The organism is Posidoniimonas corsicana (assembly GCF_007859765.1).
GTDB lineage: Bacteria > Planctomycetota > Planctomycetia > Pirellulales > Lacipirellulaceae > Posidoniimonas > Posidoniimonas corsicana.
In genome coordinates, this window is the sequence record NZ_SIHJ01000001.1 from 931,046 (window position 1) to 944,736 (window position 13,691).

Here is a 13,691-nt window from a genome sequence, read left to right on the forward strand (position 1 = left end):
CAACCGCGTGCCGCCGCCCACGAATTGCCGGCGTCAAATAGCGCAGAAAGCCCTCGGCCGTGCGCTTTGCGGCTGCAGAAAGCGGTCTGGCGTGCTATGTTTCACCGTTAATTGCACGTCGCTTGACCGCCGACTGAAAAGTGCCGACCATGCTGGGCGTTGAAGACGAACTACCGGGCGCCGCCACCGGCCCCGCCGCACCCATGCCGATCCCCTCGATCCCCGAATCCGCCCCCTTTAGCCCCGAGCAGCGGGCCTGGCTGAACGGCTTCCTGGCCGCCTGGGCCGGCGTCGCCGAGCAATCGGGCGGCCGCCTGCCGTCGGACCTCTCGGGCCTCAAGGAGGCCCCCGCCAACGGCGCCAGCGCGTCCAACGGCGCGCCGCCGAAGAAGTCGGCCGCCAAGCCGGCGCCCGCCCCGGCCGAGCCGGCGCCCGCCGCCGTCGAGACCCTGGACGACGGCGACTACGCCTGGCACGACCCGAACCTCGACATCGAGGAGCGGATGAAGCTGGCCGAAGGGCAGGGCGTGACCAAGAACCTGATGGCCGCCATGGCGCAGCTCGATTGCGGCGCCTGCGGCTACATGTGCGACACCTACGCGATGGCGATCGCTAGCGGCCAGGAGAAGAGCACCGCGCTCTGCACGCCCGGCGGCAAAGAAACCGCCAAGATGCTCAAGAAGGTGATCAAGGACTCCGGCGGCATCAAGCCCGCCGCGGCCGCCCCCGCCGACAACAAGCCGCAGCAGGTGCAGGTCGCCGACGGGCCGATCCCCTACAGCCGGGCCAAGCCGTACCGCGCCCGCGTCAACACCCTGTACAATCTCAACGGTGAGGGCTCGGCCAAGCACACCTGCCACGTCGAGCTCGACCTGGCCGGCAGCGACATCTCGTTCCGCGTGGGCGACTCGCTCGGAGTGTTCCCGACCAACTGCCCCGACCTCGTGGACGAGATCCTGTTCGCCCTCAAGGCCCACGGCACCGAGCACGTAACCGCGTGCGACGGCGTCGAGGCGCCGCTCCGCGAGGCGCTCACCGTCAAGAGCAACCTGAAGCACGTCGGCGAGGACCTGGTCCGGTTGATCGCGGCCAGCACCTCCGACTTCGACGAGAAGCAGCGGCTGCGGGACCTGGTCGACGGCGACGGCGACGAGCTCGACGACATGGACGTGCTCGACGTGCTCCGCCTGGCCCCCTCGGCGCGGATCTCCAAGGGCGCGTTCTCCCTCACGCTCGGCTCGCTGGCGCCGCGGCTCTACTCGATCGCCAGCTCGCTGCGGGCCCACCCGGACAGCGTCCACCTGACGATCGCGAAGGTCACCACGATGCTGGCCGGCCGCGAGCGGAAGGGCGTGGCCTCCACCATGTTCACCGACCGCATCGACGTGGGCGACACCGTCCGCGTGTTCGTGCAGCCGTCGGCCGACTTCACGCTGCCCAGCAACTCCAACGCCCCGATGATCATGGTCGGGCCCGGCACCGGCATCGCGCCGTTCCGGGCGTTCCTGCAGGAACGCAAGGCGCTGAAGGCCCGCGGCAAGAACTGGCTGTTCTTCGGCGACCAGCACGAGGCGACCGACTTCCTGTACCGCGAAGAGCTGACCGAGATGCAGGAGCAGGGCCTGCTGACCAAGCTCAGCACCGCCTTCAGCCGCGACCAGGAAGAGAAGATCTACGTCCAGAACCGGATGAAGGAAGAGGGCGCCGAGCTCTACAACTGGCTCGAAGAAGGCGCCTGGTTCTTCGTCTGCGGCGACGCCAAGCGCATGGCCGGCGACGTTGACCGGGCGCTGCACGAGATTGTCGCCGAGCACGGCGGCATGAGCCCCGAGGACGCCAAGAAGTACGTCACGAACCTCCGCAAGACGCACCGCTACGTCCGCGACGTGTACTAGTGGCCCGCGGCCGCCGGGTCTAAGGTCCCGGGGGCTACTGGCTCCAACGTCCCGGCTGATTGCTCCATTGGCCGGTCGCGGTGCTCGGTGTGGCACTGCTTGCAGTTCTTCTGCACCGCCGCAAACGCCCGGGCCGCCGCCTCGCGTCGCTCGGCCGTGCGGGCGTCGAACAAGGCCCGCTCGAGCTGCATCGCGGCGTCCTCGCCCTGCTGCAGCAGCTGCTGGAAACCGGCGGGCTGCCGCCGGGTTTCTTCCAGCCGCTTCATCTCGGTGTAGTGCTCCCGCAGCAGCAACGCCTCGTGGTCGGGCGCCAGGTCCGGGTGGTTGGCGGGGGTGGCCCAACCGGCCTGCTCGATCGCCCTGAGGTGTTCGAGCGAGTGCTCCAGGTCGGTCATCGCCTTGACCATCTTGGGCGGCTCAACGGTCTCCGGGAACTTCGCGGCCACCGCGTCCAGCACCGCGTTGGTGAGGGTCTCGGCTCGTTCGGCCGACGCGTACAGACCGCGGTACGAGGCGCTGGTGCCGGCCGTCTTGAGGACGACCAACGCGTGCTCGGCCGGCAGGGTCCCGGCGCCGACGCAGGCCACGGTCGCCGCCGCCGGGCTGCGGTGCTTGCCGTGGTGGCAGTGGATGTAGATCGGCCCGGGCAGGTCCCGCACCGCCTTGGCGAGCTCCTTGGACCGCACCGCGGGAACCCCATCGTAGCCGTGCGGGAGGTGGACGTAGCGCAGTCCGTGGGCCCGGGCAGTCGCAAGATCCGGCTTGGCGCCGTCGACGCTGATCACCGTCTTCACGCCCAGCCGCTCCAACGACTCGAAGCCCTCATCGCCAAGCGGCGACGCGCCCGAGATTACCTTGTCGGTTATCCAGTAGGCGTTCGGCAGCCCGGCGCGGTCGACCGGGCGCGGCGCCCAGTCGGAGTCAGCGGCGGCGGCTGGGTGAGCAACGACTAACCCGAGGACAAACCAGGCGAGCAGTCCTACACAACGCCGAAGCGGCGAACAATTGATCGGCAAAACGAGATTCCCTGCAATGATTTGGCGCTCTCCCCGCGAACCCATGGTAGCACTTGTCGCGGGGTCACGCACACAGCGACCGGCGGGACGACATCGCCCAAGGTATTTCGACAAATCCGCGGCGGACCACGCACCCGCGGCGCCGCCGGATTACACTGGCACTGGATACCTAGCTAGTCGCTCCTGGGGTCAGATCACGCAGCCCGCCCGAACCGAAACCGACCGGGCGGCGTAACAGAAGTGCACTAGCGAAGCGGGAGCCGCTGGCTCCCAACCTGAAAAAGGAGTTGAGCGTTGGTTCTCGGTTGCCGGCCCCCCTGAGGGGTGACGCCGGCGCGGGGCTGCGGATGGGTGCAGACGCAAAGCGGTCGCACCGTGTGCAGCAGAGAAGGTTTACCAACGGGGCAGGCAGCGGCGGCGGTTGGGACTACCCCAACGGCGCCCACGGACCAGGAGGAGCCGACATGCCGAGTGTATCCAAGAAGATCCAATCGGGCCCCAGCAAGGCCGGGCCCCTGCGAAACGCGGGCGCCGGCCTGCAGGTTACGCGGCGGGCGATCCGCCGTCACTGGAGCACGCAGGAGAAACTGCGCCGCCGCGAGATGGCGGAGCTGATGCAGCGCCGCCTGCTGCAGGCGTTGGGCCGCGGCCTCGCGCCCGGCTAACGGGCCGCCTACCGGGCACGGGGGCGGAGCGTTAGCTGCCGCCCTCCACCTCGTGCACCACGACCACGTCGTGCACGCCCTTAGGGTTGCCGCCGGGCCCGGCCGCGAGGTGGCTGCCGCCCAGGATCACGATGCGGTCCCCCTTAGCGGCAAAGCCCACCCGGCAGGCCCAGGTGTCCGCGTGCCGGATCAGTTCCTGCATATCCTCCGCCGGCGCCTCGCGGAGCGGCGTCACCCCCCAGTACAGGCACATCCGCCGCAGGGTGGTTTCGTTCTGGCTCACGCCGATGGTCGGCGTGGAGTGCCGCTGCTGCGACAACGCCAGCGCCGTCTTGCCCGAGTAGCTCGCCACGACCACCAGCTTGGCCCGCAGCGAGTGGGCCATCGCGCCCGCCCCCCGCACCACCGCGCGGGTGATGTCGTGGAGCACGGGCGAAACCGATCCGTCGTTCTGCCGCGGGGGCTGGTCGGCGATGCTCGCCTCGGTGGCCAGGCAGATGCGGTTCATCATGGCGACCGTTTCCACCGGGTACTGCCCGATGGCGGTCTCGCCGGATAGCATGCAGGCGTCGGCGCCGTCCAGCACCGCGTTCGCGACGTCGGTCACCTCGGCCCGCTTGGGGCGGAGCGACTCGTGCATGCTGTCGAGCATCTGCGTGGCGATGATCACCGGCTTCTGGTAGCGGTGGCACGTGTTGATGATCCGCTTCTGCTGGACCGGCATCTCCGCGACGTCGATCTCGACGCCCAGGTCGCCGCGGGCCACCATCACCGCGTCGCTGGCGGCCACGACCTCCTCGATGCGGTCGATCGCCTCGCGTTTCTCGATCTTCGAGATGACGTAGGCCTCGGAGTTGTTCGAGCGGAGGATGTCGCGGAGCGCGCGGACCTCGTCCGGCGCCCTCACGAAGCTGAGGCTGACGAAGTCGACGCCCGCCTCGGCGGCCCAGATGGCGTGCTGGTGGTCCACCACGCTGATGGCCGGGGCGCTAAGCTTGACGCCGGGCAGGTTGATGCCCTGCCGGCTGCGGATCACGCCCCGCTGCACGACCCGCATCTGGGCCCGCCCCTTCTCCTTGCCGATCACCACCATGCTGACGGTGCCGTCGGCCAGCATCACCTGGTCGCCAACCGAGAGCTCACGCACCAGCGGCGCGTACGAGCAGGTGAACTCATTGGGAGCCCCGGACGAGCCCTCGACAAACCAGAACTCGGCGTCGGTCTCGCAGAAGATGCGGTCGTTGTCAATCTCGCCCAGCCGGAACTTGGGCCCCGCCAGGTCGACCAGGATGCCGATCGGCGTGTCGAGCTCCTCGCTCACCCGGCGGATCGTGTCCACGTTCTGCTGCTGAACGTCCGGCCCGCCGTGCGCCATGTTCAGCCGGAACACGTCGGCGCCCGCCTGGACCATCGAGGACAGCGTCTCGTGGTCCTGCGAGCTGGGGCCGACCGTCGCGACGATCTTGGTGCGGGCGAGGTGGCGGAGGTCTTCGGTGAGCGGCATGGCGGTGTTAGTAGGGTAAGGCTTCGTGCCTGGCGCGCCGGACGCGGGCGGCGGGGTGTGAAGCCCCATTGTGGGCCAGGAGCAGGCGTCTGGGAATGGTGGAGTCATGAGGGCGCGGTTGTTTCGGGATCGGCGCGCATTTTCCCTGCGGCCGGGGACTCTCAACCGTAGCTCACCCCGTGCCCGACCGGTTAAGATGGGCGGCGGATTCCCCCCTGCGGCAGGATGCGCCCCTGGTGAGCTACTGGACAGACAAGACGGCCCTCGTGACAGGTGGGTCAGCCGGCCTCGGCCTCGCGCTGGCCCGTACGCTGGTCAGCGAGGGCGCGCGGGTGGCCATCTGCGGCCGCGGACTCGACCGGCTGGAGAAAGCGGCCGACGGGCTGCGCGGCCTCGGCGGCGAAGTGCTCACCATCGCCGCCGACGTGGCCCAACCGGGGGAAACCCGCCGCGCGGTCGACGCGGCGGCCGAACACTTCGGCGGGCTCGACATCGCGTGCTGCTGCGCTGGCGAGTCGATGCGGGGCGACGTCGTCACCACGCCGCGGGCCCGGTTTGAGGAGTTAATGGCCGTCAACTTCCTGGCCGCCGTCGACATGACGCACGCGGCCGGGCCGCTGCTGGAGGCGGCCGAGGGCCACCTGGTCTTGATCGGGTCGCTCGCCAGCAAGTTTGCGCCGCGGTACCTCGGCGCGTACCCCGCCAGCAAGCACGCGGTCGCCGCGTTGGCGCAGCAGGTGCGGCTCGAGCGCGGCCCCGAGGGCCTGCACGTGCTGCTGGTCTGCCCCGGCCCCATCGCCCGCACCGACGGCGGCCAACGCTACCAGCAACAGACCGAGGGCCTGCCCGAAGAAGCCAACCGCCCGGGCGGCGGCGCCAACGTCCGCGCCATCGCGCCCGACGCGCTCTCGCGGAAGATCCTCTCCGCCTGCGAGGGCCGCATGCCGGAGCTCGTGATCCCCGGCAAGGCGCGGATCCTCGCGGCGCTCACGCAGCTCAGCCCGAAGTGGGGCGACAAGATCCTCCGCAAGCAAACCGGCGGCTAACCCCCAACTCTGACAGCACCCTACCATGGCGAACCCGCTCCCGATCTCCGACTTTCAGCAGCTGATCCGCGACATGTACCTCGAGAAGGACCGCGAACGGGGCGTAGACGCCACCTTCATGTGGCTGATGGAGGAGGTGGGCGAGCTGGCCGCCGCGCTCCGCGAGGGCACGCCGGAGGAGCAGCGGGGCGAGTTCGCCGACGTGCTCGCCTGGCTCACCACGATCGCGAACGTGGTGGACGTCGACCTCACGCAGGCGGTCCGCGAGAAGTACGGCGAGGGCTGCCCCGGCTGCGGGGCGTTGGTCTGTTGCTGCGAGGGCGAGAAACCCTGACGCCGCTGGAACTTGGCGCCCCCCGGTGCGTAGTACACAATAAGTGATTCCCCGCACCACGCTGACGCCTATGCCGCCCCGGCTCTTCCAATTCACCGCGCTGCCGCTGCTGCTCGCCGCGGCGTGCGCGCTGCCGGCAGGTGCGGCCGAGCCGGCCAAGATCGCCAGCGTGTCGATCGGCTTCGCCGGCCAGTACAAGCTGGGGACCTGGGCGCCGGTGTCGGTTGAGATTGAAGGGCTCGAGGCGCTCGCCAAGCCCAGGCTGGAAGTCGTCGCCCCCGACGGGCAGGGCGCGCCGGCGGTAGTCGCCAGCGAACCGGCGCCCGACGCCTCCGGTCGGACCCACACGCTCACGCGGGTCGGCCGCCGCGACGCGACCCTCCGTGTGCGGCTGCTCGATGGCGACCAGGTTGTCGACCACTGGCGGAGCGGCCAGGACCTCCGCTCTCCCGTCCGCGGCCTGGATGCCTCCACGCCGCTGATCATCGAAGCCGGCCGGCAGGTCCCGCTGGCCGACCTGCCGACCGACTGGCTCGCGTACGAGGGCGTCGACGTGCTGGTGTTCTCTGGGCTCACCGCCGAACAACTCTCCGAACTCACCCCCGTACGTTCCGCCGCCATCCAGACCTGGGTCCGCTCCGGCGGTCGGGTGCTGATCGGCGGCGGGCAGCACGCCGAGGCGCTCGTCGGTCCCGCCGGCCCGCTGCGGATGCTCTCCCCGGGCGAGTTCGTCGAGACGGTCGCGCTCGCCAATACGGGCGTGATCGAGGACTACGTCGGCTCGGACGAAGCGATCGATGCGCCATTCGGCGGCCTCGCGGTCGGGCGGCTGGGTGGGGTGTCGGGCGTGGTCGAGCTGTACGCCGGCGGCCGCGCCAGCGAGATGCCGCTGGTGGTCCGCAGCCTGCACGGGTTCGGGTCGGTGACCTACACGGCCTTTGACCTGAACGCCAAGCCGCTGGCCGAGTGGAAGGACGCCGGGCGGCTCCGCACGCTGCTGCTGCAGACCGACGACCCAGCGGAAGAAGGCGCTGCAGGCGGCGGCCAGCTGGTTGCCACCGCTTACGCAGACCTGATCGGCGCGGTGCACGTGGGCCTCGGCGCTAGTTTCGCTGGGGTGCAGACGGTCTCGATTTTAATGCTCGTGGCAGCGGTCGGCGCGTACCTGCTGCTCTTAGGTCCGGGCGCGTACTACCTGGGCAAGAACGTCACCGGGCGGATGACCACCGCGTGGATCGTGTTCCCGCTGGTGGCGGTGGGCGTCGCCGGCGGCGCGGCCTGGTGGGGCGAAGCCTCCACCGGCGAGGAGGTCCGCATCAACCAGCTCGAGCTGGTCGACGTCGACAGCCAGACCGGCCTGCAGCGCGGCGCCTGCTGGGCCCAGCTGTTCAGCCCCGACGCGCGGCTGTACGACCTGGCCTGCGTCACGCCCGGGGCGGGGCAGGGCGGCCGCGGCTACCTCAGCTGGTTTGGCCTGCCCGGCCGTGGCCTGGGCGGCATGCAGACCTCGGCCGATTCGCTGCTGGCCGGCGACACCCGCTACGAGACCCAGCCCACGCTGGCCGGCCTGAGCGGCGTGCCGATCAACCGCCGCGCCAGCAAGCCGCTCGCCGCCCGCTGGCTCGTAGAAGAGCAACCCGCCGTCGCGTTCGACCTCTCGCCCACCGGCACCGGGCTGGTCGAGGGGATGCTGACCAACAACACCGACCTCACGCTGACCGACGTCAAGCTCATCGCCAGCAACTGGGCCTGGCGGCTGCCCGACCTCGCGCCGGGCGAGGTCGCCGCGGTGGACGCCGGCCTGTCGCACGCGCGGCTCCGCACGCTGGTGCTCAAGGACTTCGGCGGCGACCAGCAGGGCGAGCGGCGGCTCAGCTCCGACCAGCTCAGCCTGCCGGCCATCGCGTACCTGCTCATGTTCTACGAGGCGCTCGGCGGCGAGGAATTCTCGCCGCTGCCCGCGCCCACCCAGCCGGGCGCCGACCTCAGCCATGCGCTGGCCGCCGGCAGGCCGATCGTCGTCGCGCGGGCCGCCGGCCCGCAGTGTCAGATCCAGCGGGACGGCGAACCACTCGAAACACCCAGCGAGCGCCAGGGAGCGTTCTACCGCTTCCTCGGCCCGCCCCTCACCGAGCCACCGCAGTGACTGCCATGAGCGACCACGACCAGCCCGACCGCGACGCCGGCCAGACCATGATCGAGACCCGCGGCCTCACCAAGAAGTACGGTGAGCTGTTCGCGATCCGCGAGATCAACATCAACCTCTGCCGCGGCGACGTGTTCGGCTTCATCGGCCCCAACGGCGCCGGCAAGACCACCACCATGCGGATCCTGGCGACGCTGCTCACCCCCACCTGGGGCGAGGCGTACGTCGCCGGGCACTCCATCTACACCAAGCCGAAGGAGATCCGCCGCACCATCGGCTACATGCCCGACTTCTTCGGCGTGTACGACGACATGAAGGTCATCGAGTACCTCGAGTTCTTCGCCGCCGCGTACCGCATCAACGGCGAGGAGCGCCGCAAGAAGTGCGATGAGGTGCTCGGCCTGGTCGACCTGGAGTTCAAACGCGAGGCGCTCGCCACCAGCCTCTCGCGTGGCATGACCCAGCGGCTGGGCCTGGCGCGCGTGCTGCTGCACGACCCGGAGGTGCTGCTGCTGGACGAGCCCGCCAGCGGCCTGGACCCCCGCGCCCGCATCGAGATGCGCAACCTGCTCAAGCGGCTCCGCGGCCTCGGCAAGACGATCATGGTCAGCAGCCACATCCTGCCTGAGCTGGCCGACATCTGCAACAAGGTCGGCATCATCGAGCGGGGCGAGCTGGTCTACAACGACACCGTCGACAACCTGCTCAGCCTGCTCCGCAAGCAGCTGGTGATCCGCGTCCGCGTGGCCGACAACCAGGACCAGGCGGCCGAGTCGCTCCGCTCGCTGCCGATCGTCGAGTCGGTCGAGCCGATCGGCGAGGAACTGCACGCCACGCTGCAGGAGGGCGCCCGCGACCCGGCCGAGCTGTCGGCCAAGCTGGTCGCCGAAGGCTACCGCGTGCAGCTCCTCGCGGAGAAGGAGATCGACCTGGAAACCGCGTTCATGACGCTCACCAAGGGCATCACGGCGTAGCGGCGGCCCGCTTCCAGGCGGGCGGCTCGGCGACCACCTCGCCGTCGGCGATCTGGCCCTGGCCGGAGTACCCGCCCGCCTCGGCCTGGATCACCACAAACTCCATCGGCGTCGGGCCCGTGTTCCGCCACGCCCGCGGCAGCTCCGGCGAGCAGCGGAAGCAGGCGCCCGGCGTGATCGGCAGCACCTGGTCGCCGGCCTGGAACTCGCCCTCGCCGGTCAGGAACAGGTAGACCTCCTCGTTCTTCTGGTGCGTGTGCAGGAAGGGCATGCCGGCGCCGACCGGCATGCAGTTGAGCGACACCTCCATGCCGGTCAGTCCGAGCTCACCCTTCAAGAACCGCTTGGGCGCCGGCGGGTTGTCGCCGAACTGGAACCGGAACCCGCTCCACCCGCTCATCGGCCCGGCGTCCGCCTGCGTGTAAGATTGACTCATCTGCAACGCTCCCGTGGGTTAGAATTAACTTGCAAACCACAAGTAACCACAACCTAGCCATCTTACTTGCGAAACGCAAGTGATATTATGCCGCCGCTCCCGCCCCGCCGTTCCGACTGCCCCATCTCCTGCGTGCTCGACCTGCTGGGAGACAAATGGACGCTGCTGGTCGTGCGGGACCTGGTGCTCGGCAAGCAGCGGTTCGACGAGTTCCTCGGCTCGCCCGAGGGGATCGCGTCGAACATCCTCTCCGACCGCCTGAAGATGCTCACCGAGGCCGGCTACCTGCGGCGCGAGCCCGACCGGGCCGACGGCCGGCGGTCGCTCTACTCCCTGACCGCCCAGGGCGAGGACCTCCGCAAGCTGGTGCTCAGCGTCGCCCGCTGGGGCGAGGCGCACTTCCCCGGCACCATGCGGGCGCCGCAGGGCCGCGGGAAGAAGGGCTGACCCGCCGCCGGGCGACTCGGCCGCCCGTTTGGGTTATCCTGCAGGCTTACGCCGACCCTCCTCCCGCGAGCCGCCATGAGCCCCACCGCTTTTCGATCAATGCCTGCCCTCCGATTCACTCCCGCCCTGATCCCGCTCGTCCTGCTGCTGACGGTCGTAGCGGCCCCCGCCGCCGCGGCGCCCAACGTGCTGCTGATCTGCGTCGACGACCTCAAGCCGACGCTCGGCTGCTACGGCGACACGCTCGCCAAGTCGCCCAACATCGACCGGCTGGCCGACCGCGGCCTGCGGTTCGACAAGGCGTACACGAACCAGGCGGTGTGCGCGCCGTCGCGCAACGCGCTGATGACCGGATCGCGGTGCACGTCGCTGGGCATCTACAACCTAAGCGTCAACTTCCGCGCGGCGGTCCCCAATGCCGTTACGCTGCCGCAGTTCTTCAAGCAGCACGGCTACCGCGCCGAGGCGGTCGGCAAGATCCTGCACACCGGCCACGGCAACCACGACGACCAGGCGTCCTGGAGCGTGCCCACGCAGATCGAGCCGGTGGTGGAGTACCTCGACCCCGACAGCACCGGCGGCGAGCTGACCCGCGAGGAGGCCTTCTTCGAGAACAAGCGGCTGGGCAGCATCGGCAAGCTGCCCCGCGGCGCCGCCTGGGAGATTGTCGACGCCGCCGACGACGCCTACGCCGACGGCCGGATCGCCCAGGCAGGCGTCGAGCGGCTGCGCGCCGCCAAGGACCGCCAGCAGCCCTTCTTCCTGGCGCTCGGCTTCGTGAAGCCCCACCTGCCGTTCACGCCGCCCAAGAAGTACTGGGACCTGTACGACCCGGCGCAGTTCGCCATGCCCGTGTTCCGCGCCGACCCGGCCGGTGCGCCCCGCTTTGCGGGCAAGGGCGGAATTGAGGTCGCCAACTACGCGCCGCTGCCGGCCAACGGCCGCCTGAACGACGACCTCACCCGCCAGATGATGCACGGCTACTACGCGTCGGTCAGCTACATCGACGCCCAGATCGGCAAGGTGCTCGACGAGCTCGAAGCGCTCGGCTTGAGGGACGACACGCTCATCGTCCTGTGGGGCGACCACGGCTGGCACCTGGGCGACCACGGCTACTGGACCAAGCACACCAATTACGAGCAGGCCAACCGGATCCCGCTGCTGTTCGTCGCGCCCGGCGTCACGCAGCCGGCGACCGCCACCGACCAGCTCGCCGAAACGGTCGACCTCTACCCGACGCTCGCCGCGCTGGCCGGCCTGCCCACCCCGACCGGACCACAGCCGATCGATGGCGCCGACCTGACGCCCGTGCTGCGCGACCCAACCGCCCGCGTCCGCGACCACGCGTACGCGGTGTACGAACGGGGCCGCAACCGCGTGGGGCGGAACATCCGCACCGACCGCTACCGCCTGGTCGAGTGGAAACGCCCCGGCGCCGACCCCGACACGGCCGAGCTGGAGCTGTACGACTACCAGCAGGACCCCCTTGAGACCGAGAACCTGGCTACCCACCGCCCCGAGGTGGTCAAAGAGCTGCTGGAGATCCTGTACTCGCACCCGGAAGCCAAACCGGCGCGGTAGGGCAGGGCGACGCTAGGAGGTCGGGCGACCGTTGCGGTGCCCAAATCGACGAAGCGGGCGGCAACGGGGTGGGCGGACAAAACCGACAGCGTCAGGCGTCGGCGTTCGTTTGGATCCATACGCCTATTCCGTTTCCGTGTGGTTTTTTCCCGGTGTATTGATGAGTGCTGAGCTCTTTCGAAGCATGACCTATTAGGCGACTCAGCAACTACTGGCTGCGTTCCTTCAAGACGGCAAAGCGAACATCGACGTCGTGTATGCTCATGCCAACCATGCTGGCATGGATTGCAACTACAGCATCGAAACACTCTCGACGTTCTTGCAATGGAACTCTCGCCGATGTGGATTATCGAGAACCTGTTCCGCCGAGTGACGAAAAAACAGAGCGTATAGGCGATATCGACAAAGCCGCTGATACGTGGGCGGAGAACGTTGGGTGACCAACCTCGGCCGTGGCGATTTTCCAGTACTGAGCCAGGAGCAAACGCCGTCTTCGCTCACACTGCGCGTAGCCAGTGGCGCCCGAAGGTCCGCACGAACGAGTTCCACATCATGAACGACTGGTATGAAGTTTGGGCCGATGGCGGACTGTACCCTCCCTACTTGCTACTCTTACAGAAGATTGGAAACACCTACGACGTCGTCGATCCACAGGAGGGAGGAAACATCGTCTTCCATGCCGAAGACTACGAATCTGCTAAACAATGGCTGCTAGAAGATGAGTACGAGAAGCTGAATGGAATTGGCGATGGATAAAGCCAGTGGAGGGGACAACGCACTCCGCGTAGAAGATCAGTTGGCCACTGCTGCTCCCTCTGCACTCTCTTGCTTGTAGCCTCCCGTGGCTAAGCGTCACTCTCCACGCGCTCGAGTGGGCACCCATTAGTCTCTTTCCTGACGACATGACAGTGGGCGCTGCCTCGACGCCACGGCGGCGTCACCGCGATCTGCTCAAGCGGTCTGACCTCGTTGCCGATTCCGACGACCGCAGCGGTTAATCAGCGCGACGTCTGCCACGACCCGGTCGAGCCGTGCTTCAATGCTCGCCAGGGCATCAAGCTTCTCCGAGGGGCCTGACTCAAGTTGGGCCGCGGTGGTCGCCAGGCGGCCCCGCAGGCGCCTGACGCGCGCAAGGACAGTTGACGGTGCATCCATGGGGGGAACTCTTGGAGGGGTTAGACGAGCAGGACAACTGGCTACGCAGGAGTGCGAAGCGCGTGCCGCGCCCACCTGAAGCTCGCAGCCTTGCGGGCAGCGGCAGCACTCCGCGGGCATCAGACAGGAGCCAATCCCGGCTTGCTGTTAGTGCGAAGTGAATCCCGGCGCCGCCCGCGGCTGCCACGCGCAACTGGATTCAAATCCGGTTGCATGAGCGTGAAATCTGAGGCGCGTAGCGGGACTTTCTGAGAGGATTCGCTTCGTGGCCCTTCCGCAGGCGCCCCGCAGAGGCCGCTGCGATTCGTCCCGCACACGCCGCGAATTACGCAGCGGTTCTCAGTAGAAACCGGCCACCCAGCGCGGTCCAATGAACGGTTGCCGGGGGCACCGTGTCGACCTTTCCGGAACGCGGTGTCGGCTCGAGGAACGTCTGACGGCGGTCCGGGTTGTGTCCGCCGCGTCGGCCAAAAACGGACAAAACCCCCGCCG

Annotated in this window: 12 protein-coding genes; 9 read left to right on the forward strand and 3 right to left on the reverse strand. The window is 68.8% G+C overall.

Going from position 1 to position 13,691, the window contains the following annotated elements; genetic code table 11:
- The first annotated feature begins 203 nt into the window (after positions 1-203).
- Entirely contained in the window at positions 204-1,895 is a 1,692-nt protein-coding gene (locus KOR34_RS03440; RefSeq protein ID WP_146562216.1) for a sulfite reductase subunit alpha, read from the forward strand.
- Here the strand turns inward: KOR34_RS03440 and KOR34_RS03445 are convergent.
- Complete coding sequence (locus KOR34_RS03445) at positions 1,892-2,911, reverse strand: hypothetical protein (RefSeq protein WP_146562218.1); 1,020 nt, start codon at positions 2,909-2,911, stop codon at positions 1,892-1,894. The genes KOR34_RS03440 and KOR34_RS03445 overlap by 4 nt on opposite strands.
- 464 nt (positions 2,912-3,375) lie before the next feature.
- Here KOR34_RS03445 and KOR34_RS03450 point away from each other — a divergent pair, with 464 nt between their 5' ends.
- Positions 3,376-3,576: a hypothetical protein gene (locus KOR34_RS03450; RefSeq protein ID WP_146562220.1), complete on the forward strand. Its 201-nt coding sequence runs from the start codon at positions 3,376-3,378 to the stop codon at positions 3,574-3,576.
- A 31-nt stretch (positions 3,577-3,607) separates the two neighbouring features.
- Here KOR34_RS03450 and pyk read toward each other — a convergent pair whose 3' ends face one another.
- On the reverse strand, positions 3,608-5,080 hold the full coding sequence (gene pyk / locus KOR34_RS03455; RefSeq protein ID WP_197531104.1) for a pyruvate kinase: 1,473 nt from the start codon (positions 5,078-5,080) through the stop codon (positions 3,608-3,610).
- A 236-nt stretch (positions 5,081-5,316) separates the two neighbouring features.
- Here pyk and KOR34_RS03460 point away from each other — a divergent pair, with 236 nt between their 5' ends.
- From KOR34_RS03460 to KOR34_RS03475, 4 genes are all read left to right on the forward strand, one after another.
- Positions 5,317-6,126, forward strand: coding sequence for an SDR family NAD(P)-dependent oxidoreductase (locus tag KOR34_RS03460; RefSeq protein ID WP_197531105.1), 810 nt, complete (start codon positions 5,317-5,319; stop codon positions 6,124-6,126).
- Between the two features lie 25 nt (positions 6,127-6,151).
- Positions 6,152-6,460, forward strand: a complete 309-nt coding sequence (locus KOR34_RS03465; protein WP_146562226.1) for a MazG nucleotide pyrophosphohydrolase domain-containing protein — start codon at positions 6,152-6,154, stop codon at positions 6,458-6,460.
- 70 nt (positions 6,461-6,530) lie between these two features.
- Positions 6,531-8,606 carry a hypothetical protein gene (locus tag KOR34_RS03470; RefSeq protein ID WP_146562227.1) on the forward strand — a complete coding sequence of 692 codons (2,076 nt, stop codon included), beginning with the start codon at positions 6,531-6,533 and terminating at the stop codon, positions 8,604-8,606.
- Positions 8,607-8,653: 47 nt separating this feature from the next.
- Positions 8,654-9,580, forward strand: coding sequence for an ABC transporter ATP-binding protein (locus KOR34_RS03475; RefSeq protein WP_146565799.1), 927 nt, complete (start codon positions 8,654-8,656; stop codon positions 9,578-9,580).
- Here the strand turns inward: KOR34_RS03475 and KOR34_RS03480 are convergent.
- A complete protein-coding gene (locus tag KOR34_RS03480) occupies positions 9,570-10,016 on the reverse strand; it encodes a cupin domain-containing protein (protein WP_146562229.1) in 447 nt (148 codons plus the stop codon). The genes KOR34_RS03475 and KOR34_RS03480 overlap by 11 nt on opposite strands.
- 87 nt (positions 10,017-10,103) lie before the next feature.
- On the opposite strand from KOR34_RS03480, the gene KOR34_RS03485 reads away from it, so the two are divergent.
- The 3 genes from KOR34_RS03485 to KOR34_RS03495 all read left to right on the forward strand — a co-directional run bounded on the left by KOR34_RS03485 (position 10,104) and on the right by KOR34_RS03495 (position 12,800).
- Positions 10,104-10,463, forward strand: coding sequence for a winged helix-turn-helix transcriptional regulator (locus KOR34_RS03485; RefSeq protein WP_146562232.1), 360 nt, complete (start codon positions 10,104-10,106; stop codon positions 10,461-10,463).
- A 99-nt stretch (positions 10,464-10,562) separates the two neighbouring features.
- Entirely contained in the window at positions 10,563-12,044 is a 1,482-nt protein-coding gene (locus tag KOR34_RS03490) for a sulfatase (protein WP_146562234.1), read from the forward strand.
- 552 nt (positions 12,045-12,596) lie between these two features.
- Entirely contained in the window at positions 12,597-12,800 is a 204-nt protein-coding gene (locus tag KOR34_RS03495; protein WP_146562235.1) for a hypothetical protein, read from the forward strand.
- Positions 12,801-13,691 lie beyond the last annotated feature (891 nt).